The following is a 26509-nucleotide window of genomic DNA, read 5'->3' on the forward strand; positions in this document are numbered from 1 at the left end:
TTCAATGGATCGCCGGAGGGCGCGCCGCCGAGATGGTGGCGCGCCCTCCGGCGTCTGGTTAGGCTCGGGAGCGTGGCTGATCCCAATGAACCAAACCTTGAAAAATACTCCGCCCGGCGATTTCCTGCCGTAGGAAACCCGGAAGATGCCGATTACGGCCGATGCGCCACGTGGGTGCAGGCAGTCTCACATGGCTTCCACCAGCAACGGCGCGATGACGAATTCCTGGCCAAGACGCTCGCTGCTTACGAGACTGACCAGCGACAGCTGACCGGCGTTTACGTCAACGGGACCGTGCCGGACCATTCCTTGGGTGCCGACGTGCCCGTGGCGACATACGCCACGATGCGCAAGTCCCTGAACATCGGCTTCGGACGCCAGCTGGAAACCAATTTGGTTACGTCAGTGACGGTCCGTGGCACCCACCGCAGGAACGGAATCCTTCGCGGAATGATCACGGCCGACCTGGAGTCTGCCAAGGACGATGGCTTGGCCATGGCTGCCCTTACGGCGTCCGAAGGCTCCATTTATGGCCGCTTTGGCTTCGGGGTGGCTACGTTCGAACGGAGCATCAAAGTTGATACCGGGCCACGCTTCCGCCTGAAGGGCGAATCGGAGGGCACCATCGAGGTCGCCGATCCTGCGGTGCTCCTGGACGTGGCGCCGAAGGTATTTGAGCGCGTCCACCGGCTATCGCCGGGTTCAGTGGACCGGCAGGAGTATTACCGGCTGATCGCGTCCGGCTCCATTGGCCCCGACGGCAAGCCCGACACCAGCGTTCGCTGCGCCCTGCACTATGATCTTTCCGGAGCGTTGGACGGCTACGTTTCCTACCGCTTCAAAGGGTGGGAGCACAAGCCGTACACCATGGAAATCGTTGACCTGGTGGCGGCGACCAACGCCGGGTATCTTGATCTCTGGCGATTCCTGGGCAGCATCGACCTCATTGACGAGATCACATGGGCCGAGGCTCCCGTGGATGACCCCCTGGCGTGGGCCCTTGAAGATCCGAGGTGCATCGATGCTTCGGAAATCCGCGACATGCTGTGGCTCCGGATCCTGGATACTCCGGCAGCCCTGCAGGCCCGCCACTACGCGTCAGCGGGGAGGCTGGTCATGGAAGTAGCAGATCCGTTGGGAATGGCGGATGGTGCCTGGGTCGTGGAGTCCGACGGCGGCAGCACCGCCGTCGTGCGGGACGCTGCGGGCGAAACGCCCGACCTCAGGCTGGACGTGGCGGACCTCGCGTCGATCTATTTGGGCGCCGTGTCGCCGGTGACGTTGGCCGCCGCGGGACGCATCAAGGAGAAGCGTCCAGGCGCTGCGCTCCAAGCCCAGCAGCTCTTCGCAGTTGAGCGGTCCGCACACTGCATGACCCACTTCTAAGCCTTAGCCCGAACCAAACATCATCAGATAGCCACAACAAGACGGGGACATCCATGGGGGATTCCACGCGGCGGCCGTTGGTCCGCCGTCGATCAGTGCTGCTCGGAATAGCGGGCTTCGCGTCAGCGGCCCTGGCAGCATGCTCGGAGACAGCAAACGCTTCCGGCACGGATGCCGACGCAACGGGAGAGGCGACGCTTCCGGCGTCAGGCCCGGCAACAGGCCCCGCTACTCCGCCGCCGTCCATCGCTGCCAGGTCCCGTGAGCAGGCCGCTGCTGCCCTGGCCCCGGCGGTGCCGGACAAGCAGCAGATCCTGGCGGAGTTCGCCGAACGCCGCCCCAAGGAATGGGGCCTCCACGTGACCGGGGTGGTGAACAACTCGCAGTCGCGGCAAGTTGCCCTCACCTTTGATGCTTGCGGCGGACCGGGAGGGGCAGCATGCGACCAGAAGCTGCTGGAAACGCTGCGCCGGCTCAACATCCCCGCCACCCTCTTCTTGAACAGCCGCTGGATCCGTGCCAACCAGGGGCTGTCTGCGGAGCTGGCCGCCGACCCGCTGTTCGAGCTGGCCAACCACGGAACTGCGCACCTTCCCTTGTCCGTGAATGGTAAGTCGGCATACGGAATCGCCGGAACCGCTACCGCTTCGGCGGCTTACGACGAGCTCATGGGTAACCAGGAAGTGTTGCATGACCTGACCGGGAAAAGGCCACGCTTCTTCCGCCCAGGAACTGCCTACTACGACGACGTGGCTGCCGCCATGACGCGCCGGGTGAGCCTGGTGCCCGTCAACTTCTCCGTAAACGGCGACGGCGGAGCCACGTATCCGGCGGCAACCGTCGCCGCCGAGGTGGGTCGGGTAGCCGCCGGTGACATCGTCATTTCACACTTCAACAGGCCGGCCGGGGGCACGGCGGAAGGCTATGCGCGTGTTCTGCCGAGGCTGCTGGACAGGGGCATTGGGTTCGGGCGGCTCAGCGACGTCCTCACCCCGTAGGACTCCTTTTGACCCTGCTTTGCCAATGCGACTAGAATAAACGGGCGTGTACTACGTGCATGCATCCATTTTGTATTAATCCACAAATCAGGATGACCCGGTAATTTGCCGTGTTCTGCCGTCCGGACCCGGGCAGCAGCGGTTCGCCTGACCGACTAACTATCCACAACGGAGCCCCTACTACATGACCATCACCTCCACCGAGAAGCCCGGTACCCCCGTAGTCGCCATTAACGACATCGGTACCGCTGAGGACTTCCTCGCAGCTGTCGACGCCACCATCAAGTACTTCAACGACGGTGACCTCGTCGAAGGTACCGTCGTCAAGGTCGACCGCGACGAAGTTCTGCTCGACATCGGTTACAAGACCGAAGGTGTCATCCCTTCCCGCGAGCTTTCCATCAAGCACGATGTTGATCCCGGCGACGTTGTCGCTGTTGGCGATCAGGTCGAAGCTTTGGTCCTCACCAAGGAAGACAAAGAAGGCCGTCTGATCCTCTCCAAGAAGCGTGCTCAGTACGAGCGTGCCTGGGGCGACATCGAGAAGGTCAAGGAAGAAGACGGTGTCGTTACCGGTACCGTCATCGAGGTTGTCAAGGGTGGCCTCATCCTGGACATCGGCCTGCGCGGCTTCCTGCCCGCATCCCTCGTCGAAATGCGTCGTGTCCGCGACCTGGCTCCGTACATCGGTCAGCAGATCGAAGCCAAGATCATCGAACTGGACAAGAACCGCAACAACGTTGTCCTCTCCCGCCGTGCATGGCTCGAGCAGACCCAGTCCGAGGTTCGCTCCACGTTCCTCAACAAGCTGGAAAAGGGCCAGGTTCGTCCCGGCGTTGTTTCCTCCATCGTCAACTTCGGTGCATTCGTGGACCTTGGCGGCGTAGACGGCCTCGTTCACGTTTCCGAGCTGTCCTGGAAGCACATCGACCACCCGTCCGAGGTTGTCGAGGTTGGCCAGGAAGTCACCGTCGAGGTCCTCGAAGTGGATCTGGACCGCGAGCGTGTCTCCCTGTCGCTCAAGGCTACGCAGGAAGATCCGTGGCAGACCTTCGCCCGCACCCACGCCCTCGGCCAGGTTGTTCCGGGTAAGGTCACCAAGCTGGTTCCGTTCGGTGCGTTCGTTCGCGTCGAAGACGGCATCGAAGGCCTCGTGCACATCTCCGAACTGGCTGTCCGCCACGTGGAGCTGGCCGAGCAGGTTGTCTCCGTTGGCGACGAACTGTTCGTCAAGGTCATCGACATCGACCTCGAGCGTCGCCGCATCTCCCTCTCCCTCAAGCAGGCCAACGAGGGTGTGGACGCTGACAGCACCGAGTTCGATCCCGCTCTGTACGGCATGGCCGCTGAGTACGACGAAGAGGGCAACTACAAGTACCCCGAGGGCTTCGACCCCGAGTCGAACGAATGGCTCGAAGGCTACGAGAACCAGCGTGCAGCCTGGGAGCAGCAGTACGCTGACGCCCAGACGCGCTGGGAAGCCCACAAGAAGCAGGTTGCCCAGCACGCTGCCGACGACGCTGCAGCTGCAACGTCCGGCGAGAGCGACTCCGGCACCACCAGCTACTCCTCGGAGCCGGCTGCTGCTGAGTCCAACGCCGGCACCCTGGCGTCCGACGAAGCACTCGCCGCTCTGCGCGAGAAGCTCACGGGCAACTAATTCCGCCTCCCTCACGGGATGTGCTGAATAGCCAAAAAGGACCCCTGCCTCCGGGCAGGGGTCCTTTTGCGTTCGTCGGATCGGGGCGGGAGCGGGTTTATCACAGGGGCATGTCGATCCATTCAGTTCCTTCGAGCCGCAACTCGACGGACCCTGCCGTCAGGGACGCCAACCTGCCCTGGGCCTTGGCTATCTCTGCGGGGTTGTCCGCGAGGGCCAGCCGGAGGATGGTGCGCTTGGCCTCGTAACCGGTTTCGGCCATGACGTACCCGGCGCCCCGGAGTTCATTTTCGAGGCGACCCGCTTCTGCGTGCGGGACTTCCACTGCACAGAGCCGCAACCGTCGGCGGTTCACCAGGGGAGCGGACTCCAAGGCTGACGAGACGGACTCCGAATAGGCACGCACCAGCCCTCCCGCACCCAGCAGGATCCCACCGAAATAGCGCACGACGACGACACTTACGTCGCTCAGGTCGGTCACCTGCGGTGCTGTTTCGCGTTTGATGAGGGCTTCGAGCATGGGAATGCCGGCCGTTCCCGAGGGCTCACCATCATCACTGGAACGTTGGACCATGCGGTCCGGCCCGATGACGAACGCAGAGCAATGGTGGCGGGCGTCATGGAATTCCCGCCGTAAGTCCGACACGAGCGAACGAGCGGTCTCCTCGTCAGGCGAACGACGCAGCACGGTAATGAACCGGGATCGGCGGATTTCCAGTTCGTGGCGGACATCAGGTCCCGCGGCCAGCGTTGTGTAGGTTGTTGCGCGGCTGTCGTCCTCAATTTCCACCGCTTCAGTCTAGTGTTGAGTGGTGTTGAAGATTGGGCTGACGGGCGGCATCGCCTCAGGAAAATCACTGGTCGCGTCACGGCTGCAGGAACTGGGCGCTGTCCTCGTCGACGCTGACGCGCTTGCACGGCAGGTGGTGGAACCCGGCACTCCCGGCCTGGAGCGTGTGGTGGAGGCGTTCGGTCAGGGCATCCTCGACCAGGACGGCAGGCTGGACCGGCCCCAGCTGGGCTCCATCGTGTTTCGCAACGCCGGGCAGCGGGAAGTGCTCAACGGCATCATCCACCCGCTGGTCCGTGAAGCCGCCGCGGCGGTCGTAGCAGCTGCCGGCGCCGGTGACATCGTAGTGCAGGACATTCCGCTGTTGGTTGAAACAGGGCAGGGCAGTAACTTCCACCTGGTGCTGGTGGTGGATGCGCCGGACGACGTGCGCCTGCAGCGAATGGTGGAGTTTCGCGGCATGTCACCGGAGGATGCCCGCTCACGTATCGCTGCCCAGGCGACGCGCGAAACCCGCAATGCCGCCGCAGACGCAGTGCTGGCCAACGTAGGCACGCGGGAGGAACTGCTGGCCCGCGTCGACGTCCTCTGGGAGCAACGCCTGGTGCCGTTCGTGGAGAACCTGCGGCAAGGCAAACGCGCTCCAAGGCCGGGTGCGGCCGTCATGGTTCCCGCCGACCCCACGTGGAGCCTGCAGGCCGGGCGGCTCGCGGCCCGCATCGCTGCATCCGCACCGGGGGAGATCCTTGCCGTTGACCATATAGGCTCGACGTCCGTGCCCGGTCTGGCCGCCAAGGATGTTATCGATCTCCAGGTCACGGTAGCTGATCCAGGGACGGCGGACCGGATAGCGCCGCTGCTGGCCGCTGCCGGCTATCCCGCTGTCCCAGGCATCACCCATGACACGCCAAAACCCTCCCTTCCGGATGCCCGGCAGTGGGAAAAGAGGTTCCATGCCAACGCGGACCCGGGCCGGCCGGTGAACCTCCACGTTCGGGCGGCAGGGTCAGCCGGGTGGCGCTATGCCCTGCAGTTCCGCGACTGGCTGCGGGCCGAACCCTCTGCTGCGCGTCTCTACGAAGAGCACAAGCGGGAGCTCGTGGCCCACCACTCCGAAGACCTGGACACCGCTGCCTACGCGAACGCCAAGGAACCGTGGTTCGCCGCTGTGGCGTGGCCGCTCATGGATGAGTGGGCTGCCCGCACAGGCTGGCTGCCGCCGTCGTATTCCTCTTCCGCTGATGGCAAACGCGGACAGTAGCTGTCCTCGGACGGGGGTAGATTTGATTCATGAGCCTTGCCCAGGAAATCAACCGTGTCGTCGCACCGTTCGAAGTGATCAGCGAGTTCAAACCCGCCGGCGACCAGCCGACCGCCATTGCTGAGCTGACAGAACGCATCAACAACGGCGAAAAAGACGTCGTCCTCCTCGGCGCCACAGGTACAGGCAAAAGCGCAACGACGGCGTGGCTCATCGAGCAGGTCCAGCGACCCACACTGGTGATGGTCCAGAACAAAACCCTCGCTGCGCAGTTGGCCAACGAATTCCGCGAACTGCTGCCCAACAACGCGGTGGAGTACTTCGTCTCCTACTACGACTACTACCAGCCGGAAGCATATGTAGCGCAGACGGACACCTTCATCGAGAAGGACTCCTCCATTAACGAGGAAGTCGAGAGGCTGCGCCACTCCGCCACCAACGCGCTGCTCACCCGCCGCGACGTCATCGTGGTGGCAACGGTGTCCTGCATCTACGGCCTGGGCACGCCGGAAGAATACATTGCCGGAATGGTCACCCTCCGCAAGGGAGCGGAGATGAACCGGGACCACCTGCTGCGCAGGTTCGTTTCCATGCAGTACACCCGCAACGACATGGACTTCCACCGGGGAACGTTCCGGGTCCGCGGCGACACCGTGGAGATCATCCCGATGTATGAAGAACTGGCCATCAGGATCGAATTCTTTGGCGATGAAATCGAGAATATCCAGACCCTGCATCCGCTGACCGGAGAAGTCCTCCGGGAGGAAGAAGAAATGTACGTGTTCCCGGCCTCCCACTATGTGGCCGGACCGGAACGGATGGCACGTGCCATCAAGCGGATTGAGGACGAACTTGCCGACCGCTTGAAAGTGCTCGAGGGGCAGAACAAGCTGGTGGAAGCACAACGGCTTCGGATGCGCACCACGTACGACCTTGAGATGATGCAGCAGATGGGCTTCTGCAACGGCATCGAGAACTATTCGGTACACATTGACGGCCGCGCCCCCGGGACGGCACCCCACTGCCTGCTGGATTACTTCCCCGACGACTTCCTCCTGGTCGTCGACGAGTCGCACGTCACCATTCCCCAGATCGGTGCCATGTACGAGGGCGACATGTCCCGCAAGCGAAACCTGGTGGACTTCGGGTTCCGGCTGCCCTCCGCCATGGACAACAGGCCCCTGAAATGGGATGAGTTCCTGGAACGGATCGGCCAGACCGTCTACCTCTCCGCCACCCCTGGCAAATATGAGCTGGGCAAGGCCGATGGCTATGTCCAGCAGATCATTCGTCCCACGGGCCTCATCGATCCCGAGGTCGTGGTCAAGCCCACCAAGGGCCAGATTGACGACCTTTTGGGGGAGATCAGGACACGGACCGAAAAGAACGAACGCGTCCTTGTCACCACCCTGACAAAGAGGATGGCGGAAGACCTCACCGACTACCTGGTGGGCCACGGCGTCAAAGTGGAATACCTCCACTCCGACGTCGACACCCTGCGGCGCGTCGAGTTGCTCCGCGAGCTCCGCATGGGCGTCTTCGATGTCCTGGTGGGCATCAACCTGCTCCGTGAAGGCCTCGACCTGCCCGAAGTCTCCCTCGTCAGCATCCTTGACGCGGACAAGGAGGGCTTCCTGCGTTCCTCGACGTCCCTGATCCAGACCATCGGCCGTGCTGCACGCAACGTTTCGGGCCAGGTGCACATGTACGCCGACAAGATCACGGACTCCATGGCCCACGCCATTGAGGAGACCAACCGTCGCCGTGCCATCCAGGTCCAGTACAACACCGACCATGGCATCGACCCCCAGCCGCTGCGCAAGAAGATCGCCGATATCACCGACCAGCTGGCCAAGGAGGACGCCGACACCCAGGAGCTGCTGAACAACAACCGGCTGGCCAAGGGTGCCAAGCGGGGTAAGTCAGCCGCGAAGGGTGCCGCGACGGTCCGGCAGGACGGGCTCGCTGCAGCTCCCGCTGAGGACCTTGTGGGACTCATTGAGCAACTCACGGAGCAGATGCACGGGGCGGCGGCCGAGTTGCAGTTCGAAGTGGCTGCCCGGATCCGTGATGAGGTCAAGGAGTTGAAGCGCGAACTAAGGCAGATGCAGACCGCGGGCCACGCCTAAGGTAAGGTTGGAAGAACGTAGGGGAGTATCCCAAGCGCTAAGTCCGTCAGCACGCAAGGCATAGTTGCCTCGCCGGGCCTAGCGGGTCGCCATGTCAGAGCATTAAGTCTCCAGGGCGGCCGGAGAGACTTACACCGCTTTCACGTACCCTGCGAAAGGCCCCTAAATGGAGCTCCCTGTCTGGTTCGAGGTCGGCTCGTTCGTCGTCCTTGGAATTATTCTGCTGATTGACCTCTTGCTGGTCGTCAAACGCCCCCACGAACCCTCAATGAAGGAAGCCGGCCTGTGGGTCGCCTTCTATGTGGCCTTGGCCATGGTGTTCGCCGGAGCAATGTTCTATTTCACCGGTCCGGAGTACGGCAGCCAATTCATCGCGGGCTGGGTTACCGAGTACAGCCTGAGCATCGACAACCTGTTCGTCTTCATCATCATCATGGCCCGGTTCGCGGTGCCCCGTAAGTACCAACAGGAAGTGCTGATGGTGGGTATCATCATCGCCTTGGTCCTTCGGGGAATCTTCATTGCACTCGGCGCTGTAGTCATCGAGCAGTTCAGCTGGGTGTTCTACATCTTTGGCGCGTTCCTGCTGTGGACTGCCTGGAAGCAGGCCAAGGACTCCGGTGAAGATGAGGAAGAAGGCGCCGAGAACCCGCTTATTGCGCGCCTCCGCAAGGTCCTGCCCATGTCGGAGAAGTTCGACGGCGGCAAGTTGCGGACCACCGTAAACGGCAAGAAGGTCTTCACCCCCATGCTGATCGTCTTCGTGACCATCGGCCTGACAGACCTCCTGTTTGCTGTCGACTCCATCCCGGCGATCTTCGGGCTTACCCAAAGCGCGTTCATCGTCTTCACCGCGAACATCTTCGCGCTGATGGGCCTGCGCCAGTTGTACTTCCTGCTCGGTGGCCTGATGACACGCCTGGTTTACCTGAAGCACGCACTGTCCGTGATCCTGGCGTTCATTGGCGTCAAGCTGGTCCTCCACGCCATGCACGTCAACGAACTGCCCTTCATCAACGGTGGCCACCACATCGAGTGGGCTCCGGAGATCCCCACGTACGTCTCGCTCGCGGTCATCGTCGGAACCATCATTGTGGCAGTCGTGGCCAGCCTCCTGAGCCCGGCAGCCCGCAAAGCCAAGATGGATGCCAGGCTGGAAGAGGACGCACGAAAGAGCCTGAGCGAAGCCGAATAACAGGCTTGGATCGTTGTAGTCTCATGAAGTGAACACCACTTCGACGACGGCGCTGGACCCTCATTGGGTCCAGCGCCGTTCCGTTTTCCTGCTCAGCTCAGCCCAGCTCCTCAGCGGAGTCGGCAACGGAGCCACGTTGTCCATCGGGTCACTTCTGGCCGTGGAACTGACCGGTTCTGAGGCCTGGGCGGGTTCCATTACAACGGTCCTGACCCTGGCCGCGGCGATCGCGGCCCTACCGTTGGCACGGTTGGCGGAGTCGCGGGGGCGCCGTGTCGGTCTTGTGACCGGTTTAGTGGCAGCCATGGCGGGGGCGCTTCTCATCATCGTTTCCGTGATGAGCCAACTCTTCGTCGTCCTGCTGTTGGGTGCGGCGTTGCTGGGGGTTGGTACCGCGGCGAACCTCCAGGCGAGGTTTGCCGCCGTCGACCTTGCCCAACCCGAGCACCGTGGCCGGTCGCTCTCGACGGTGGTCTGGGCGATCACCATCGGCGCGGTCGCAGGGCCGAACCTGATCCAGCCCGGCGCTGTCGTCGGAGCCGCTTTGGGCCTGCCTCCGATCGTTGGACCGTTCGTGTTTTCCGCGGCTGGGCTGCTGCTGGCAGCCGTTCTGCTTTTCGTCGGCCTACGGCCGGATCCCTTGCTGCTGGCCCGTCGTCTGGCCGCCGCCGATGGGCCTGGCGAGGCAGGGGAGAAACCCATCAGGGGCACTGTCGGGTCCGGACTCCGGGCTGTCCGCTCGTCGCCGCAGGCGCTGCTGGCGCTCACGGCGGTGGTGGGCGCCCACGGCGTGATGGTGGCTGTCATGTCCATGACGCCATTGCATTTGCAGCAGCTGCTGGGTGGATCGCATCAGGGGCACCACGGAGGCACCACCGAGAGCACGGACGCCTTGGTGATCATAGGCGTGACCATTTCGCTGCACATTGCGGGAATGTACGCCTTGTCGCCCTTGTGGGGCTGGTTGACGGACAGGGCCGGGCGGCTGCAGACCATCGCACTGGGGCACGGCCTCTTGCTGCTGGCCGTCTTCATCGCCGGCTTCGGCCAGCACGAACCCGTCCTGGTCACCAGCGGACTGATCCTGCTCGGACTGGGCTGGTCCGCAGCCACGATTGCCGGCTCAACCCTGCTGGCAGAGAGCGTCGCACCAGGCCAACGCGTCACTGTGCAGGGTGTATCGGACACGCTGATGGGCGCAGCCGGAGCGGTAGGCGGTGCCACCTCGGGGTTGCTCCTGGCCTGGATCGGCTACCAAGGCCTCAACATCGCTTCGAGCATGGTGGCGGCGGCAGTGCTGGCCCTCGCCGGCGTTGCGGCCTTTCGGGGACCCGTCCGCCACGCAGGGCGGTCCCGCCAGCAGACACCGCAGTGACCCCGGTTCGACCCAGTGCTGGCAGCGGTGCGGTGATTCGTGGCCTAGCGGGCAGTCCGGACCATGCCCAACAACCGTCCGAAGATGCCTTCACCGTCCTCGCCAATGCCATCGTGGTGGAAATCGGCGGTGACCCACGGCTGGAGCCCACGCACAGCGGCTGCCGTCTCCAGTGAAAGGTCATGGTCAACGTAAATGTCGTCCTTGTACACCGCAGCCGCAACAGGCACAGTGTTGGTTGCCAACCGCTCGGTGTCGTACAAGGGCTTCCAGTCCTTCTTGCTGGCCAGCAGGCCGGCCACCTCGCGCATTGGGGCGAGGGATGGGTCCTGCTCGAAGTACCACGGATACACCATTTCGCCGGTGAGCAGCGGCGCTTCAGCACCGGGCTCGAACTCGGGGTAGTCCCGCAGGACCCTCCAAGCGGCCCAATCCGTAGCCTCGTCCTGGCCGTAGATCGACTCGTGCATCACGGCGTAGAGGGGATTGGTTCCCCTGCTCACCAGCGCCCGCACTTGTTCGAGGAACGACTCAGAGAGCCGCGGGCCGTTACTGGTCTCGATGAACGCATCTTCCAGGAGGTAGTGCAGTGCATCAACCCTGCCGTTGCCTCCCAGGAATGATCCCACCATTTGGAACCGCTCAGGCGTCAGCCGCTCGCCACTGGCCAGGAACTCCGGCTGCTCCTCCAGATGGCGCACAATCCGGGTTACAAGTTCCCGGTCCTCGGGATACCAGGAAAAGTACTCGGCGTTACGGGCCGCGACACGGCGGAATGTGGCCTGGTACACGCGGTCGGCCGCACCCTGGAGTGGGGCCAGCCCGCCCGTAATCAGCACTTCCCGCAGTCCTTCGGGCGCAAAGGAGAGATACGTTAAGGCACAAAACCCGCCGAAGCTTTGACCCAGGACGGACCAGGGTCCCGAGTCCAGGACCGATCGGATGTGCTCAGCGTCGGCAACGATGGAATCCGCGCGGAAATGCGTCAGGTAATCCGCCTGCGCCTCCGCATCTCCCCGTCGTTCCAGACTCATGGGCTCGACGGGGGTGGACAACCCCGTGCCGCGTTGGTCGAGCATGAGGATCCGGAAATCCTTCGCGGCGGCTTTCATCCATCCGGAGAGGGAAGTGACCCTGTTGCCCCGGCCACCCGGGCCGCCCTGGAGGTACAGGAGCCAGGGCAAGCGGCTGGCAGCTTCGGGGGTGTGCGCAGTGGAGGAGTATTCACGGGCGAATACCGAGATGGTTTCGCCGGAACCGCTCTGGCTCTCCGCTGCGTGGTCCAGGGGGACTGTGAAGTAGTGCTCCACGGTTCGGATCCCACGGAACTCGTGGCGGCCGCGGATACTGTGGCCGTTGTTGGGCAGCACGGTTTCAGCCACGGGTGAGTGCCTGGCTGGCGGGGTCGGAAGTCGCGCCAAAGGCTTCAAGCGCGTCACCTGTCAGACGGAATGTTGACCACTCCGCCATGGGGAAGGCTCCAAGGTTCTTATAGAAGTTGATCGAGGGCTCGTTCCAGTTCAGGACACTCCACTCGACACGCGCATATCCACGTTCGACGGCCGTTGCGGCCAGGTGCTGCAACAGCGCCTTGCCGTGGCCCTCGCCGCGCGCATCCGGTTCCACATAAAGGTCCTCAAGGTAGATACCGTGGACCCCTTCCCACGTGGAATAGTTCAGGAACCACAAAGCAAAGCCCTGCACCGTGCCCGCGGCATTCTCGGCGATGGTGGCGTATACCCGGGGGTTGTCCCCAAAGAGGACGTCCGAAAGCATCTCAGGAGTGTTCTTGACGGCGTCCGGTTCCTTCTCGTAGATCGCAAGATCGTGGATCATACGAAGGATTGCGGGAACGTCTTCAACTGTGGCGGGTCGGATTACACTCATGGCATCGAGCTTACTAGGGCAGATCGGCCTGCCGCCGCCAGGCCAACACTGACGATCCGTACTGTACGGGCGGCTCCCGGTACATCAGCTGTGTGCCTCCCACCAGGAGGGGCGGCGCCACGAACTCGAGCGTCCCGTAGGGGCTGTCCGTGACAACGACATCAGGTTCCGGCAGCGGACTGGCTGCAACATCCCCGTAGTCCCGGGGGAGGGCAAAAAGTTCCTCGGCGGTCCGCGCCAATGACATCCTGGCCAAACCACCACGTCCTGTATGGAGCCGTTCGCCCAGCAAGGCGATGACGGCAGCAGCCAGTCCGTACCCTGTGGCATGGTCAAGAGCCTGGACAGGCAACGCCCCGGGCTTCCACCCTGCGTCGTCGGGCTGTCCATACCGTTCGGCGATCCCGGTGGCCGCCTGCACCAGACTGTCGAATCCACGCTGCCCCTTCCACGGTCCGCTGCGGCCCCACGCGGTCAAGGTGGCAACGACGAGGCCGGGCCTGCTCGCCAACAGCGCACCGGGCCCCAGACCGAAACGGTCCAGGCCGCCGTCGTGGTATCCCGTGACCACAACGTCGGCCGAAGCAACCAGCCCGTTGATGACGCCCAAGTCCGCGGTCCGGCCAAGATCCGCCTCGGCGCTTCGCTTATCGAAACCTGAATCGACGAAAGCGTCCGTTAATTCCGGAAGCTGGGGCGGGTCGATGCGTAGTACGTCCGCGCCGAGGGCCCCCAGGAGCCGAGTTGCGGTGGGGCCGGCAATGACACGGGTCAGGTCCAGGACCCGTAATCCGTCCAGCGGCAGCCGCGGGTTTGTGGCAGGAAACCACGCCGTCCGGTGCGAAGCGGCAGCATGCTCAGCCGAAGATTCGATGTCGATCCAGCCGCCGGAGGCCGCCGCATGATGCATCGGCGAGGCGAGCCATTCGGTGCGGCTCCGGACGGCCGCAGCCACGCCCTTGTTGGCCACGATCGCGGCCTCGGCCTCCAGGGAGGTCATCGACAAGAGCGTACGGTCCACGTCCTGTGGGCTGGTCGCTGAAAGGGCTTCCAGCAAACGGGCAGCATGGTGGGGATAGTTGGCGTGAAGGCGGATCCAGCCATCCTTCGTGGGCCTGAAGCCTGACATCGGAGCGAAGCCCACTGGTTTCTGCCCAGCGATTCTCAGGTGCCCCAGTGAATCGAATGCAGCCGCCGCATGAGCGGCTGAGGTGGAATACCTGCCGGGAGATCCGGTGAGTGCGTTGAGCGCAGTTGCCACCGCTTGGACTGAGCCGAGCGCGAGGCCTTCGACGTCCAATGCACCACCCCACCACCGGCGCGGACCGTCGCAGGCAGCGGGAGGCACTTCAACCAATGCCTCAAGTTTCCGCAGGCCTGCACCGAGGTCGGGGATGGTTCCCATGGGATTCCCGCTCAGAGCCTGTTGACGTCCGTCACGCGGACCACTGCAGTGCCGGACTCGTCGGAGGCTGCCAAGTCCACTTCGGCCGATATGCCCCAGTCGTGGTTGCCTGCCGGGTCATCGAAGATTTGCCGGACCTTCCACGTGCCGGGCTCTTCGGTGATGATGAGCAAGCCCGGTCCGCGCGCGTCGGGTCCGGTGCCGATGTCGTCGTGTTCGTCAAAGTAATCGTCCAACACGTCTTCCCAACGCCCGGCATCCCAGCCGGCATCGGCATCGAGTTCGCCCAAGGCATTGGAATCCTCGTCGGCGAAAAGTTCAACCCTGCGGAACATCTCGTTACGGACCATCACCCGGAAGGCCCGGATATTGGACGTCAGCGACGGAGGCGGGGGCGGTGGCGCATCGTGCGGCGTCGGGGCAGCCCCGGAGGTGAGTTCCTCCCATTCATCCAGCAAGCTGGAGTCCACCTGGCGCACCAGTTCCCCCAGCCATGCGATCAGGTCTTCGAGATCCTCGCGGAGCAGGTCCTGGGGAACTGTCTGCCGGAGGGCCCGGAAACCGTCCGCCAGATAGCGGAGGACAATGCCCTCCGAACGGGCCAAGCCGTAGAACTGGACGAACTCCCCGAAGTTCATGGCCCGCTCATACATGTCGCGGACAATCGACTTCGGCGCGAGTTCGAAGTCGCCAACCCATGGGGCTGCCTTGCGGTAGACCTCGAAGGCTTCGCCCAGGATTTCGGCCAACGGCATGGGGTAGGTTACTTCGTCGAGCATGGCCATGCGCTGGTCGTACTCGATGCCGTCAGCCTTCATGGCCGCAACCGCCTCGCCGCGTGCCTTCTTCTGCTGGGCGGAGAGTATCTGTCGTGGCTTCTCAAGCGTTGACTCGATCACGGACACAACATCAAGGGCATATGACGGCGACTCCGGGTCGAGCAACTCCAACGCGGCAAGGGCGAAGGGGGACAACGGCTGGTTCAGGGCAAAGTTTGCCTGCAGGTGCACTGTGAGACGAACCGAGCGCCCCTCGGCTTCCTGCTGGTCCTCAGGGATCCGTTCAACAACTCCTGCTGCCAGGAGCTCACGATAGATTCCCAAGGCTTTCTTCATCAGTTTCAGCTGTGCGGGCCGGCTCTCATGGTTTTCGCTCAGAAGCCTGCGGGTTGCCTGGAAGGGGTCGCCAGGACGTTCCATGAGATTCAGGAGCATCGCGTGGGTGACGGTGAAGCTGGACGTCAGCGGCTCCGGAATGGATTCCACCAGTTTGTTGAACGTCGGCTCGCCCCAGGAAACAAATCCCTCCGGCGGTTTCTTCTTGACCACCTGGCGCAGCTTCTTTTGGTCGTCGCCGAACTTGGCCGTGGCCTTGGCCATGGCTTTGGTGTTCTCCACCACGTGTTCGGGAGCCTGGACGACCACCGTGCCTGCAGTGTCGTAGCCGGCACGGCCTGCGCGGCCGGCGATCTGGTGGAACTCACGGGAGTTCAGGGGGCGGGTTCGAACGCCGTCGTATTTACTTAGGGCCGTCAACAGCACAGTGCGGATGGGCACGTTGATGCCAACGCCCAACGTGTCAGTGCCGCAAATAACCTTCAGGAGTCCTGCTTGGGCGAGTTGCTCCACCAGGCGGCGGTATTTGGGGAGCATTCCAGCGTGGTGAACGCCAATGCCATGCCGGACCAGCCTGTTGAGGGTCTTTCCGAATCCGGCGGCAAACCTGAAGCCCGCGATGAGTTCAGCGATCCGGTCCTTCTCGTCACGGCTGCACATGTTGATGCTCATGAGGTTCTGGGCGCGCTCAATGGCTTCGGCTTGGCTGAAATGGACCACATACACCGGAACCTGCTTGGTGGCGAGCAGCTCCTCAAGGGTCTCGTGGACAGGCGTCACCTGGTAGTAGTAGTGCAGCGGGATGGGGCGTTCGGCCGAGCTCACAGTGGTGGTGGAGCGGCCGGTGAGATCAGACAGGCCGGCCTCGAAGCGCGTCACATCGCCCAACGTCGCGGACATGAGGAGGAACTGGGCCTGGGGGAGTTCCAGCAGTGGCACCTGCCAGGCCCACCCCCGCTGCGGGTCGGAGTAAAAGTGGAACTCGTCCATGATGACGGAGCCCAACTCGGCAGAAGCACCCTCGCGGAGGGCGATGTTCGCGAGGATCTCAGCTGTACAGCAAATGATCGGCGCATCCTGGTTCACCCCGGAGTCACCGGTGATCATGCCAACGTTCTCTGCGCCGAAAATGTCGCACAGAGCGAAGAACTTTTCCGACACCAGCGCCTTGATGGGGGCGGTGTAGTAGCTCCGTTGGCCGCGCGCCATGGCTTCGAAGTGCGCAGCGATCGCCACCAGGGACTTTCCGGAGCCCGTGGGAGTGGCAAGGATGACGTTGGCGCCCGAGGCGAGCTCCATGATCGCTTCGTCCTGCGCCGGGTACAGCTGAAGCCCGCGACTCTCCGTCCACTCCACGAACCGTGTGTAAATTTCGTCCGGGTCCAGGGGACCGGTGTCGGCAGAACCGGGAAGCTGCTCAAGAAGTTTCATTGGTTTCCAGCTTAGTGCCCGCACGGTTTAGGCTCGGCCCAGCAGTGATGCCAGACGCGAGGAGGCTCTAATGAAGTGGGACCCGTCCAAGTACACCGAGTTCGGTAATCATCGGGACAGGCCGTTCCATGACCTCGTGGGGAGGATCCAGGCCAACGACCCGCGGAAGGTGGTGGACCTCGGTTGCGGCCCCGGAAACCTGACGGCGACGCTGACCGATCGATGGCCCGAGGCCCGCGTGGTAGGCGTTGACTCCTCGGCGGAGATGCTCCGCAAAGCGGAGTCGCTGGCGAAGCAGACCGCGCGGCTGGAGTTCGAGCTAGGCGACATCGCCCGCTGGGAACCGGATACGGATACCGATGTGGTTGTCACGAACGCGGCGCTCCAATGGGTACCGGGCCACCAGGAAATGGTGGCTGCTTGGCTGCGCGACCTCAAACCCGGCGCCTGGTTCGCCATGCAGGTACCGGGAAATTTCACCTCTCCGTCCCACGCCCTGATGCGCGGACTGGCAGAGTCGCCGCGGTGGTCGCCCCGGTTGGCTGGAGTCCTTCGGCACGATGGCGCTGTAAGCAGTCCTGCGGATTACCTGGGCATCATGCTCGACGCCGGTTGTACGGCTGACGCTTGGGAGACCACCTACCAGCAGGTACTGACCGGCGAAGACCCTGTTCTGGAGTGGGTCCGCGGCACGGGCTTGCGACCTGTGCTGGCGGCTTTGTCCGCGGAGGAAGCCGCAGACTTCGAGCAGGAATACGCCGCGATGCTGCGGGAAGCTTATCCGGCCACGAAAAACGGCACAGTTTTTCCTTTCCGGCGGATCTTTGCGGTCGCGCGCAAGAATTGAACCCCGGATTGCCGCCAATTCCAGCAGCCGACAGTTTCCCCCGCCGGACCGGCTTGTCCCGTACCGGCGTCGCTGGTCTAATTTTCGACATGGACCATGGACGTTTCGAACCCCTCACGCCGCGCACGACGCCGGTGACCGGCCGGAGTTACTGATGACTCCCACAGGCGAGTTCCCCGGCACTTGGCGGCCCCACACCGGGAGCGCCGTAGCGCTCTTTGAACAGTTGCGCCTCCGGATCATCGAACTGGTTGACTCCGGAGCCCTTGCGGTCGGGGCGAAGCTTCCTCCGGTCCGCAATCTTGCGGGTGCGCTGGATGTTGCACCCCATACAGTGGCCCGCGCGTACAAGGAGCTGGAAGCGGCCGGCGTTGTGGCTACCCGGGGGAGGAACGGCACGGTCGTCTGCGCGCGGGATGACCGATGGGGAGCGCTGGCCGGCGTAGCTGCCGAATATGCGGCTGCCGCGAAAGCACAGGGGGCTTCCTTCGCCGAAGCGGTGCAGCTTCTTGCGGCCGCCTACGACGCCGACTGATACCGATCAGTAGGGTGTGAGGCACGACATGGAAATTCGAAGAAGTTTTCGATTAGCATTGGTAGGTGCCCAAAGCCTTAGCTGAAGATACCGCCATCGAATCGCCGAACAGCATCCCAGCCGTTCTTGAAACCAGGCCCGCCAGGCCGGACCTGTCGCGCCTGGTGGTCAAGGGCGCCCGGGAACACAACCTTCGCAACGTGGACCTGGACCTGCCGCGGGACGCCATGATCGTGTTTACGGGACTCTCGGGTTCCGGCAAGTCATCGCTGGCTTTTGACACTATCTTCGCTGAAGGCCAGCGCCGGTACGTGGAATCGCTGTCCGCCTACGCGCGCCAATTCCTCGGCCAGGTGGACAAACCCGATGTCGATTTCATCGAGGGCCTGTCACCTGCGGTGTCCATCGACCAGAAGTCCACCAGCAAGAATCCGCGCTCCACCGTGGGCACCATCACTGAGATTTACGACTACATGCGGCTCCTGTGGGCCCGCGTCGGCCGCCCGCACTGCCCAGTGTGCGGCGAGCCGATCACCCGCCAGACTCCCCAGCAAATCGTGGACCAGCTCCTGGAGCTGGAGACGGGTACGCGCTTCCAGGTCCTCGCACCCGTGGTGCGCGGACGCAAGGGAGAATTCGTTGACCTTTTCAAAGAACTGACCGCCAAGGGCTACTCCCGTGCCCGCGTGGATGGTGAGCTGGTACAGCTGAGCGATCCTCCCAAGCTGGGCAAGCAGTTCAAACACACCATCGAAGTCGTGGTGGACCGCCTGGTGGTCAAGGAAGACATCAGCCAACGGCTCACCGACTCTGTCGAAACAGCCCTGGGCTTGGCCGAGGGGCGCGTCCTGGTCGAATTCGTCGACCTCGATGCCGAAGATCCTGGACGCATCCGGGCGTTTTCCGAGAACCTGGCCTGCCCCAACGAACATCCCCTGGCCATCGATGAGATCGAGCCACGTTCTTTCTCGTTCAACAATCCCTTCGGTGCGTGTTCCGCCTGCAGTGGTATTGGCACCAAGCTTGAAGTCGACGAGGAATTGATAGTTCCCAACCCGGAACTTTCGCTTGGCGAGGGCGCCATCGCCCCATGGTCGCTGGGTACGGCGACCACCGAATACTGGAACCGCCTCCTGGAGGGCCTGGCCCACGAATTGGGCTTCTCCATGAAGACCTCGTGGGAGAAACTCCCGAAGGACGTCCGCAACACCGTGCTCCACGGCAAGGACCACAAGGTCGTTGTCCAGTACAAGAACCGTTTCGGCCGGGAGCGCAAGTACAGTACCGGCTTCGAAGGCGCCATCCAGTATGTCCACCGGAAGCACGGGGAAACGGACTCGGATTGGGCCCGCGACCGTTACGAAGAATACATGCGCCAAATCCCCTGCCCTGAGTGCAATGGCGCGCGCCTGAACCCGGCGTCTCTGTCGGTATTGATCAACGGCAAGTCGATCGCCGCAGTCGCAGCCCTGCCAATGCGGGAGTGCGCGGAGTTCCTGGGCAGCCTGACCCTGACCAACAGGGAGGCGCAGATTGCCAACCAGGTGCTGAAGGAAATCCAGGCCCGGCTGACCTTCCTCCTGGATGTCGGTTTGGAGTACCTCAACCTCGAACGGCCCTCCGGCACCTTGTCCGGCGGCGAAGCGCAGCGGATCAGGCTGGCAACCCAGATCGGATCTGGCCTTGTGGGTGTGCTGTATGTCCTCGACGAGCCATCGATCGGACTCCACCAGCGCGACAACCGCAGGCTCATCGAGACGCTGACGCGCCTCCGGGACCTCGGTAACACGCTGATTGTCGTGGAGCACGACGAAGACACCATCCACGAGGCCGACTGGGTGGTGGACATCGGACCGGGCGCCGGCGAGCACGGCGGCCAGGTTGTGCACTCCGGAACCTACAAAGAGCTCCTGGCGAACACCGAGTCGCTGACTGGCGACTACCTGTCAGGCCGCCGCACCATCGACATCCCCAAGAAGCGTCGTAAATACGACAAAAAGCGCGAATTGAAGGTTGTTGGTGCCCGGGAGAACAACCTCAACAACGTTGACGCGACGTTCCCCTTGGGACTCTTCACCGCCGTCACAGGTGTCAGCGGTTCCGGCAAGTCCACGCTGGTGAACGAGATCCTCTATAAGGTGCTGGCCAATAAGCTCAACGGCGCCAAGCAGGTCGCCGGTCGCCACAAGACCGTGACGGGGCTGGAGCACCTGGACAAGGTGGTCCACGTCGACCAGAGTCCAATCGGCCGCACGCCCCGGTCCAACCCGGCAACGTATACCGGTGTGTTCGACAACATCCGCAAGCTGTTCGCCGAGACCACCGAAGCCAAGGTCCGGGGCTACCAGCCGGGACGGTTCTCCTTCAACGTCAAGGGTGGGCGCTGTGAAGCCTGCTCCGGTGACGGCACCTTGAAGATCGAAATGAACTTCCTGCCGGACGTTTACGTTCCCTGCGAAGTGTGCCATGGAGCCCGCTACAACCGGGAAACCCTTGAGGTCCACTACAAGGGCAAGACGATCGCCGACGTCCTCAACATGCCCATCGAGGAAGGCGCGGAATTCTTTGCGGCCTTCACCCCCATCGCGCGGCACCTGAGGACCCTGGTGGACGTTGGCCTGGGCTATGTACGGCTCGGCCAGCCTGCCACCACGTTGTCCGGGGGCGAGGCACAGCGAGTCAAGCTGGCAGCCGAACTCCAGAAGCGCTCCAACGGCAGGAGCATCTACGTCCTGGATGAGCCCACCACCGGGCTCCACTTCGAGGACATCCGGAAGCTCCTGATGGTTCTCCAAGGGCTGGTGGACAAGGGCAACACTGTTATCACCATTGAACACAACCTGGACGTCATCAAGTCTGCTGACTGGATTGTGGACCTTGGCCCCAACGGTGGATCCGGCGGTGGCCGGATTATTGCCACGGGAACACCCGAGCAAGTGGCTAAATCCACGGAGAGCCACACCGCGACATTCCTGGCCGAGATTCTGGGATAGAAGTATTCCGGTAGCGGCATGCGAGTTTCAGGCATGCCGCTACTCGTGAGAAACTAACCCGGTGACTCAAACAAAGGTGCCCGTAATATTCGATCTGGACGGCACCCTTGTCGATCCTGCCGGTGGCATAACCGGGGGAATCTCTGCCGCCCTCAGGGAAATGGACCTTCCTGTTCCAGGGCAGGCAGTCCTGAATTCCATGGTCGGCCCGAAGCTCAGTGATTCGCTCTTGCATTTGGCCAATGTCCCCACAGAATTGGTGGACGAGGTCATTGATCGTTATCGGCGCCACTACAAGGAAACCGGAATTGCCCAGAGCAAGCTTTATCCGGGTATCCACGATCTTCTGCAGGACTTTGCTGAGTCCGGCCGTCCGGTGGCAGTAGCTACCCAGAAACCACAGTCCATTGCCCGCCTTGTCCTGGAGCATCACGGCATTGCCGGTTTCTTCGTCTCCATAAGGGGCGCGGCCGACGACGAGTCCTTGGGCGCCAACACTGCTTCCGGCAAGGTTGAAATCGTGGGCGCAGCCCTGGCCGACCTGCACTCGCAGCCCGCAGTCATGGTGGGGGACAGGCACCAGGACGTAGCAGGTGCCATGGCCAACGGGCTGGACTGCATCGGCGTCGGTTGGGGTTTTGCCCCCGACGGAGAACTCGAGCAGGCCGGGGCAGTGGCCGTGGTGGGCACCGCGCTCGAACTGAAAAGCACAATCGAAGAACTTGACGCTGTCCGCGCGGCAGCCCTGAGCGAGGTACAAAACGATGGCAGTATTTGATGCGATCCGGTGGACTACCCGCGGGCTCATTTCGTCCACCTGCCGCCCTACGGTCATTGGACTTGAGAACGTACCCACCGACGGCCCGTTCATTGTGGCCCCCAATCACCTCTCCTTCCTTGACAGCGTGATCGTTCAGGCACTGATGCCACGACCGGTCGCGTTCTTTGCCAAAGCGGAATACTTCACCACCAAGGGCGTCAAGGGCGCTGTGATGAAGTCCTTCTTTGAAGCCGTTGGTTCCATACCCGTAGAGCGGGGCGAGCAGGCGGCCAGCGTCCAGGCGTTGAAGACCCTGCTGGATATCCTTGAATCGGGCAAGGGCATCGGCATCTACCCCGAGGGCACCAGGTCCCGGGATGGAATCCTCTACCGTGGTCGCACCGGCGTGGGCTGGCTTGCCCTGACTACGGGTGCACCTGTCATCCCCGTGGGGCTGATCGGCACAGAGAAGCTCCAGCCGGCGGATAAGAATGCCGTCCGTCCCCAGCACTTCACCATGAAGGTTGGGGAACCGCTCTACTTCGATAAGACGGGTCCGGATCATTCGCTGCCCGCCCGCCGCGAGGTCACGGACAAGATCATGGACGCCATTGCGCTGCTCAGCGGACAGGAACGCTCCACGAGCTACAACCAGAGCAAATCCGTGGACTAGCCACCCGGGCCCTGGCTTGGCCGTGGCATCTGGTGTCGGTCCGGTTCACTAGACTGGACATGTGGCAGATCCAGCAAGTTACCGACCCCAAACAGGTGAAATTCCCACCACGCCGGGCGTCTACCGTTTCCGCGACCCCCACGGCCGGGTCATTTATGTAGGCAAGGCCAAGAACCTCCGTTCGCGGCTGAATTCGTACTTCGCCAACCCGGCGGGCTTGCTCCCCAAGACCCATGCCATGGTCCATGCTGCCAGCAGCGTTGAATGGACCGTGGTTGGCAGTGAACTCGAGTCGTTGCAACTCGAATACACATGGATCAAGGAATTCAAGCCCCGCTTCAACGTCGTCTTCCGTGACGACAAGACGTATCCGTACCTTGCTGTGACAATGGGCGAGAAATACCCCCGGGTACAGGTCATGCGGGGCGAGCGGAGAAAAGGGACCAGGTACTTTGGGCCCTACACAGCCGGCGCCATCCGGGAAACCATGGACACGCTGCTGAGGGTATTCCCGGTCCGCAGCTGCAGTGCCGGCGTGTTCAAGCGGGCCGAGTCCAGCGGAAGGCCGTGCCTCCTTGGCTACATCGACAAATGTTCGGCGCCATGTGTCGGCAGGGTCACTCCCGATGAGCACCGGGTGCTCGCAGAGGACTTTTGTTCGTTCATGGGAGGTGAAGCCAAGCGCTTCATCAGCCGACTCGAGAAAGAGATGGCCTCAGCGGTAGCCGACCTTGATTACGAGCGCGCGGCGGGGCTCAGGGATGACATCATCGCCCTGCGCAAGGTCTTTGAACGCAATGCCGTAGTGCTTGCCGAGGACACCGACGCCGACGTCTTCGCTTTGCATGACGACGAGCTGGAGGCCTCGGTACAGGTCTTCCACGTGCGCGGAGGCCGCGTCAGGGGCCAGCGCGGATGGGTCGTGGAAAAGGTCGAGGATGCCACCACCCCCGAGCTCATCGAACATCTGCTGCAGCAGGTCTATGGCGAGGACAGCGAAGTCCAGGGCCGCATTCCGCGGGAAGTCCTGGTCCCCGAGAACCCCAGCAACCACGCTGAACTGACTGAATGGCTGGGAGGCCTTCGCGGTGCCAAGGTGGACATCAGGGTTCCGCAGCGTGGGGACAAGGCTGCGTTGATGTCCACGGTCCGCGAGAACGCGGAGCAGGCACTCAAGTTGCACAAGACACGGCGTGCCGGCGACATCACCGTCCGGTCCTTGGCCCTCCAGGAACTCCAGGAAGCCTTGGACATTCCTGTGCCGTTGCTTAGGATCGAGTGCTTCGACATCTCGCATGTGCAAGGGACCAACGTGGTGGCGTCCATGGTGGTCGTGGAGGATGGCCTTCCCAAGAAAGCCGACTACCGCAAGTTTTCCATCACCGGTGCCGCCGCGGCGGACGACACCGCAGCCATGCATGACGTCCTGACGCGCAGGTTCCGGCATTACCTGGCGGACAAGGTGGCACAGGTCCCTGTGGTCTCCGGCGAAATCAGCAACCCCGCCCGGCCCGGAAGTGCCCGCGCAGGTGAGGCGCCGCCGTCGGACCCCACCATGCCGGCACCGAAAGCCAAGTTCGCCTACCCACCCAACCTGGTGGTGGTGGACGGCGGTCAACCTCAGGTCAACGCGGCTTCGCGCGCCCTGGCGGATCTGGGAGTCGACGACGTCTACGTCGTAGGACTGGCCAAGCGGCTCGAGGAAGTCTGGCTGCCCGACAGCGACTTCCCGGTCATCCTGCCCCGAACCTCCCAAGGCCTGTACCTTCTCCAGCGGATCCGGGACGAAGCACACCGCTTTGCCATTACCTTCCACCGGCAAAAGCGTGGCAAGGCCATGACGGTCTCCGCGCTGGACGGGGTTCCTGGCCTCGGTGAAGCAAAACGCAAGGCGCTGGTGGCACACTTCGGCTCGCTGAAGAAAATTCGGGCCGCGTCCGTCGAGGAGCTCACCTCCGCCAAGGGCATCGGCCCGGCACTGGCAGCCGCCGTTGTCCAGCACCTGGGCTCCACTGCGGACTCCGAGGAGGCAACTCCGGCGATCAACATGACCACCGGCGAAATCCTTGAATCTTAGCTAGGGTAAGAAGTTGCTGCAACGACCATTCCGAACTGAACGGGGAACACTTGATGGATGAGGCAACAGGGTCCGGCACGGAGCAGGACGGCCTCACGCCGGTCAAACCACCGGAGGCGGAACTGCTGGTGGTGACTGGCATGTCAGGGGCAGGGCGCAGCACGGCCTCGGACGCCTTGGAAGACCATGGCTGGTACGTCGTGGACAACCTGCCCCCGCAAATGCTGGGTACGTTGGCTGAAATTGTTTCGCACGCCCCCAAATCGATTCCCAAGCTGGCCGTTGTGGTCGATGTCCGCAGCAAGGACCTCTTTACTGACATCCAAACGGCACTGGGAGCCTTGAGCGCCACGGGCATCACCTTCCGCGTGCTTTTCCTGGATGCCAGTGACGAAGTATTGGTCCGCCGGTTCGAGCAAGGCCGCAGGCCCCACCCGCTTCAGGGCGGCGGCAGGATCCTCGATGGCATCGGCATCGAGCGCGAGGTCCTGCGGGAACTGCGCGAGCATGCTGACGTCGTCCTGGACACCACGGAGTACAACGTCCACGGGCTTGCCACGGCCATCACCGAACTGTTCAGCGACACCGGACCTGTCACCCTGCGTCTGAACGTCATGAGCTTCGGCTTCAAGTACGGGCTTCCCGTGGACGCCAACTTCGTTGCCGACGCACGCTTCATTCCCAACCCGCACTGGGTTCCGCAACTCCGGCCGCACACCGGCTTGGATGAGGACGTCAGCAACTATGTCCTCGCGGCCGATGGCGTCCACGAATTCGTGGACCGCTACGTCAGCGCCCTCGAACCGGTACTGGACGGCTACCGGCAGGAGAACAAGCATTACGCCACCCTGGCCGTTGGCTGCACCGGAGGCAAACACCGTTCGGTGGCCGTCGCCGTCGAGCTGTCCAAGCGCCTGGCGCAGTATCCACGCGTTACTGTCACTACCACCCACCGCGACCTGGGGCGCGAGTAGTGGGGGTCCTGACCGGCCCGCTGCCGCTCATTCCGCCGAAAGGTGTCCCCGGCAGCCAACAGAAGAAAAGCCCGTCGGTGGTCGCCTTGGGAGGCGGACATGGACTGGCAGCGTCACTGTCGGCGCTGCGGCTGCTGACGTCCGAGCTGACGGCAATCGTGACAGTAGCGGACGACGGCGGATCTTCCGGGCGTCTCCGTGACGAGTACGGCGTCCTCCCGCCCGGGGACCTGCGGATGGCCTTGAGTGCGCTCTGCGACGATACCGACTGGGGACGCACCTGGCGGGACGTCATGCAGCATCGTTTCGACGCCGGCTCGGCCAAGGGCGGGTCGCTGGACAACCATGCCATGGGCAACCTGCTCATCGTCACCCTGTGGGAGTTGCTCGGGGACACCGTCGCCGGACTGAAATGGGCAGGAGCACTGCTCGGTGCCCGCGGGCAAGTACTGCCCATGTCCAGTGTTCCCCTCACCATTGAGGGGAGGGCCAGGGTGGAACTCCCCGACGGCGGCTACGAACTGCAGACCGTCCGTGGCCAGGCGAAGTGCGCCGTAGCCGGGAAGCTGGAAGACGTTACCCTCCTTCCCGAAGCCGCTCCGGCCTGCACGGAGGCGCTCACCGCCATCGAACTCGCCGACTGGGTGATCCTCGGGCCCGGTTCCTGGTACACCTCGGTGCTCCCGCACCTGTTGCTCCCTGAGCTCCGCCAGGCGCTGGGGGACACCGCGGCCAAGCGCTGCCTGACCATGAATCTGGACGTCGAGACCAAGGAAACCTCGGGTATGACGGCAGCGGACCATTTGGATGTCCTGCGCCGGTACGCACCGGAGTTCAGCGTGGATGTGGTTCTCGCCGACCCCGCTGCAATCCAGGACCTGAAGGCCTTCGAGAAGGCTGCCGGGATGCTCGGTGCGGAAGTGGTGTTGGGTAGAGTAGGGGCGTCGAGGCGGCGCCCCGTCCATGATCCATTGCTGCTGGCAGCGGCCTACCACGATATTTTCGGGAACAGTTAGGA

At 63.1% G+C, this 26509-nt stretch carries 20 protein-coding genes; 15 read left to right on the plus strand and 5 right to left on the minus strand.

Translation table 11 applies throughout. The features are described from left to right. Positions 1–72 precede the first annotated feature (72 nt). The 3 genes from ACNQOP_RS01015 to rpsA all read left to right on the plus strand — a co-directional run bounded on the left by ACNQOP_RS01015 (position 73) and on the right by rpsA (position 4044). On the plus strand, positions 73–1386 hold the full coding sequence (locus tag ACNQOP_RS01015; RefSeq protein WP_416403041.1) for a GNAT family N-acetyltransferase: 1314 nt from the start codon (positions 73–75) through the stop codon (positions 1384–1386). Positions 1387–1439: 53 nt separating this feature from the next. After that, positions 1440–2384: a polysaccharide deacetylase family protein gene (locus ACNQOP_RS01020; RefSeq protein ID WP_416403042.1), complete on the plus strand. Its 945-nt coding sequence runs from the start codon at positions 1440–1442 to the stop codon at positions 2382–2384. A gap of 184 nt (positions 2385–2568) precedes the next feature. Next, entirely contained in the window at positions 2569–4044 is a 1476-nt protein-coding gene (rpsA, locus tag ACNQOP_RS01025) for a 30S ribosomal protein S1 (RefSeq protein ID WP_090821282.1), read from the plus strand. 100 nt (positions 4045–4144) lie between these two features. Here rpsA and ACNQOP_RS01030 read toward each other — a convergent pair whose 3' ends face one another. Beyond that, complete coding sequence (locus ACNQOP_RS01030) at positions 4145–4834, minus strand: IMPACT family protein (RefSeq protein WP_416403043.1); 690 nt, start codon at positions 4832–4834, stop codon at positions 4145–4147. Positions 4835–4856: 22 nt separating this feature from the next. On the opposite strand from ACNQOP_RS01030, the gene coaE reads away from it, so the two are divergent. The 4 genes from coaE to ACNQOP_RS01050 all read left to right on the plus strand — a co-directional run bounded on the left by coaE (position 4857) and on the right by ACNQOP_RS01050 (position 10794). Next, positions 4857–6095 carry a dephospho-CoA kinase gene (coaE, locus tag ACNQOP_RS01035; RefSeq protein ID WP_257368158.1) on the plus strand — a complete coding sequence of 413 codons (1239 nt, stop codon included), beginning with the start codon at positions 4857–4859 and terminating at the stop codon, positions 6093–6095. A 29-nt stretch (positions 6096–6124) separates the two neighbouring features. Beyond that, on the plus strand, positions 6125–8224 hold the full coding sequence (gene uvrB / locus ACNQOP_RS01040) for an excinuclease ABC subunit UvrB (protein WP_257368157.1): 2100 nt from the start codon (positions 6125–6127) through the stop codon (positions 8222–8224). A gap of 166 nt (positions 8225–8390) precedes the next feature. Continuing rightward, the gene (locus ACNQOP_RS01045) at positions 8391–9419 is read left to right on the plus strand and encodes a TerC family protein (protein WP_257368156.1); all 1029 of its coding nucleotides are present in this window, start codon (positions 8391–8393) and stop codon (positions 9417–9419) included. Between the two features lie 28 nt (positions 9420–9447). Then, entirely contained in the window at positions 9448–10794 is a 1347-nt protein-coding gene (locus ACNQOP_RS01050) for an MFS transporter (protein WP_416403044.1), read from the plus strand. 44 nt (positions 10795–10838) lie between these two features. Here ACNQOP_RS01050 and ACNQOP_RS01055 read toward each other — a convergent pair whose 3' ends face one another. From ACNQOP_RS01055 to ACNQOP_RS01070, 4 genes are read right to left on the minus strand one after another with little or no spacing between them, the layout of a single operon-like run. Beyond that, complete coding sequence (locus tag ACNQOP_RS01055) at positions 10839–12176, minus strand: alpha/beta fold hydrolase (RefSeq protein ID WP_416403046.1); 1338 nt, start codon at positions 12174–12176, stop codon at positions 10839–10841. Further along, positions 12169–12681, minus strand: a complete 513-nt coding sequence (locus ACNQOP_RS01060) for a GNAT family N-acetyltransferase (RefSeq protein WP_257368153.1) — start codon at positions 12679–12681, stop codon at positions 12169–12171. Before ACNQOP_RS01060 ends, ACNQOP_RS01055 begins: the two co-directional genes overlap by 8 nt. A gap of 13 nt (positions 12682–12694) precedes the next feature. Continuing rightward, positions 12695–14086 (minus strand): CoA transferase, encoded by a 1392-nt coding sequence (locus ACNQOP_RS01065; protein ID WP_416403047.1) that lies wholly within the window; start codon positions 14084–14086, stop codon positions 12695–12697. Between the two features lie 11 nt (positions 14087–14097). Continuing rightward, positions 14098–16632, minus strand: coding sequence for a DEAD/DEAH box helicase (locus tag ACNQOP_RS01070; RefSeq protein WP_257368151.1), 2535 nt, complete (start codon positions 16630–16632; stop codon positions 14098–14100). Positions 16633–16702: 70 nt separating this feature from the next. On the opposite strand from ACNQOP_RS01070, the gene ACNQOP_RS01075 reads away from it, so the two are divergent. The 8 genes from ACNQOP_RS01075 (at position 16703) to ACNQOP_RS01110 (ending at position 26507) form a co-directional block, all read left to right on the plus strand. Then, entirely contained in the window at positions 16703–17479 is a 777-nt protein-coding gene (locus ACNQOP_RS01075) for a trans-aconitate 2-methyltransferase (protein WP_416403048.1), read from the plus strand. Between the two features lie 154 nt (positions 17480–17633). Further along, positions 17634–18014, plus strand: a complete 381-nt coding sequence (locus ACNQOP_RS01080; RefSeq protein WP_257368149.1) for a GntR family transcriptional regulator — start codon at positions 17634–17636, stop codon at positions 18012–18014. Between the two features lie 65 nt (positions 18015–18079). After that, complete coding sequence (gene uvrA, locus ACNQOP_RS01085; protein ID WP_416403049.1) at positions 18080–21007, plus strand: excinuclease ABC subunit UvrA; 2928 nt, start codon at positions 18080–18082, stop codon at positions 21005–21007. 61 nt (positions 21008–21068) lie between these two features. Then, a complete protein-coding gene (locus ACNQOP_RS01090) occupies positions 21069–21785 on the plus strand; it encodes an HAD hydrolase-like protein (protein ID WP_416403050.1) in 717 nt (238 codons plus the stop codon). Further along, positions 21772–22440 carry a lysophospholipid acyltransferase family protein gene (locus ACNQOP_RS01095; RefSeq protein WP_235521722.1) on the plus strand — a complete coding sequence of 223 codons (669 nt, stop codon included), beginning with the start codon at positions 21772–21774 and terminating at the stop codon, positions 22438–22440. Before ACNQOP_RS01090 ends, ACNQOP_RS01095 begins: the two co-directional genes overlap by 14 nt. 61 nt (positions 22441–22501) lie before the next feature. After that, entirely contained in the window at positions 22502–24517 is a 2016-nt protein-coding gene (gene uvrC / locus ACNQOP_RS01100; RefSeq protein WP_416403051.1) for an excinuclease ABC subunit UvrC, read from the plus strand. 53 nt (positions 24518–24570) lie between these two features. Further along, positions 24571–25491 (plus strand): RNase adapter RapZ, encoded by a 921-nt coding sequence (gene rapZ / locus ACNQOP_RS01105; protein WP_235521724.1) that lies wholly within the window; start codon positions 24571–24573, stop codon positions 25489–25491. After that, positions 25491–26507: a gluconeogenesis factor YvcK family protein gene (locus ACNQOP_RS01110; RefSeq protein ID WP_235521725.1), complete on the plus strand. Its 1017-nt coding sequence runs from the start codon at positions 25491–25493 to the stop codon at positions 26505–26507. The genes rapZ and ACNQOP_RS01110 overlap by 1 nt, the downstream gene beginning before the upstream one ends. The last annotated feature ends 2 nt before the right edge of the window (positions 26508–26509 follow it).

It is taken from the genome of Arthrobacter sp. LFS091 (assembly GCF_047977885.1).
In the GTDB taxonomy this organism is placed as follows: domain Bacteria; phylum Actinomycetota; class Actinomycetes; order Actinomycetales; family Micrococcaceae; genus Arthrobacter.

Bases quoted from the DNA above. Each gene is read 5' to 3' on its own strand.
- ACNQOP_RS01080 (WP_257368149.1), top strand. From the start codon at position 17,634: ATGACTCCCACAGGCGAGTTCCCCGGCACTTGGCGGCCCCACACCGGG.
- ACNQOP_RS01070 (WP_257368151.1), bottom strand. From the start codon at position 16,632: ATGAAACTTCTTGAGCAGCTTCCCGGTTCTGCCGACACCGGTCCCCTG.
- rapZ (WP_235521724.1), top strand. From the start codon at position 24,571: ATGGATGAGGCAACAGGGTCCGGCACGGAGCAGGACGGCCTCACGCCG.
- ACNQOP_RS01020 (WP_416403042.1), top strand. From the start codon at position 1,440: ATGGGGGATTCCACGCGGCGGCCGTTGGTCCGCCGTCGATCAGTGCTG.
- ACNQOP_RS01060 (WP_257368153.1), bottom strand. From the start codon at position 12,681: ATGAGTGTAATCCGACCCGCCACAGTTGAAGACGTTCCCGCAATCCTT.
- ACNQOP_RS01075 (WP_416403048.1), top strand. From the start codon at position 16,703: ATGAAGTGGGACCCGTCCAAGTACACCGAGTTCGGTAATCATCGGGAC.
- uvrB (WP_257368157.1), top strand. From the start codon at position 6,125: ATGAGCCTTGCCCAGGAAATCAACCGTGTCGTCGCACCGTTCGAAGTG.
- rpsA (WP_090821282.1), top strand. From the start codon at position 2,569: ATGACCATCACCTCCACCGAGAAGCCCGGTACCCCCGTAGTCGCCATT.
- ACNQOP_RS01095 (WP_235521722.1), top strand. From the start codon at position 21,772: ATGGCAGTATTTGATGCGATCCGGTGGACTACCCGCGGGCTCATTTCG.
- ACNQOP_RS01045 (WP_257368156.1), top strand. From the start codon at position 8,391: ATGGAGCTCCCTGTCTGGTTCGAGGTCGGCTCGTTCGTCGTCCTTGGA.
- ACNQOP_RS01065 (WP_416403047.1), bottom strand. From the start codon at position 14,086: ATGGGAACCATCCCCGACCTCGGTGCAGGCCTGCGGAAACTTGAGGCA.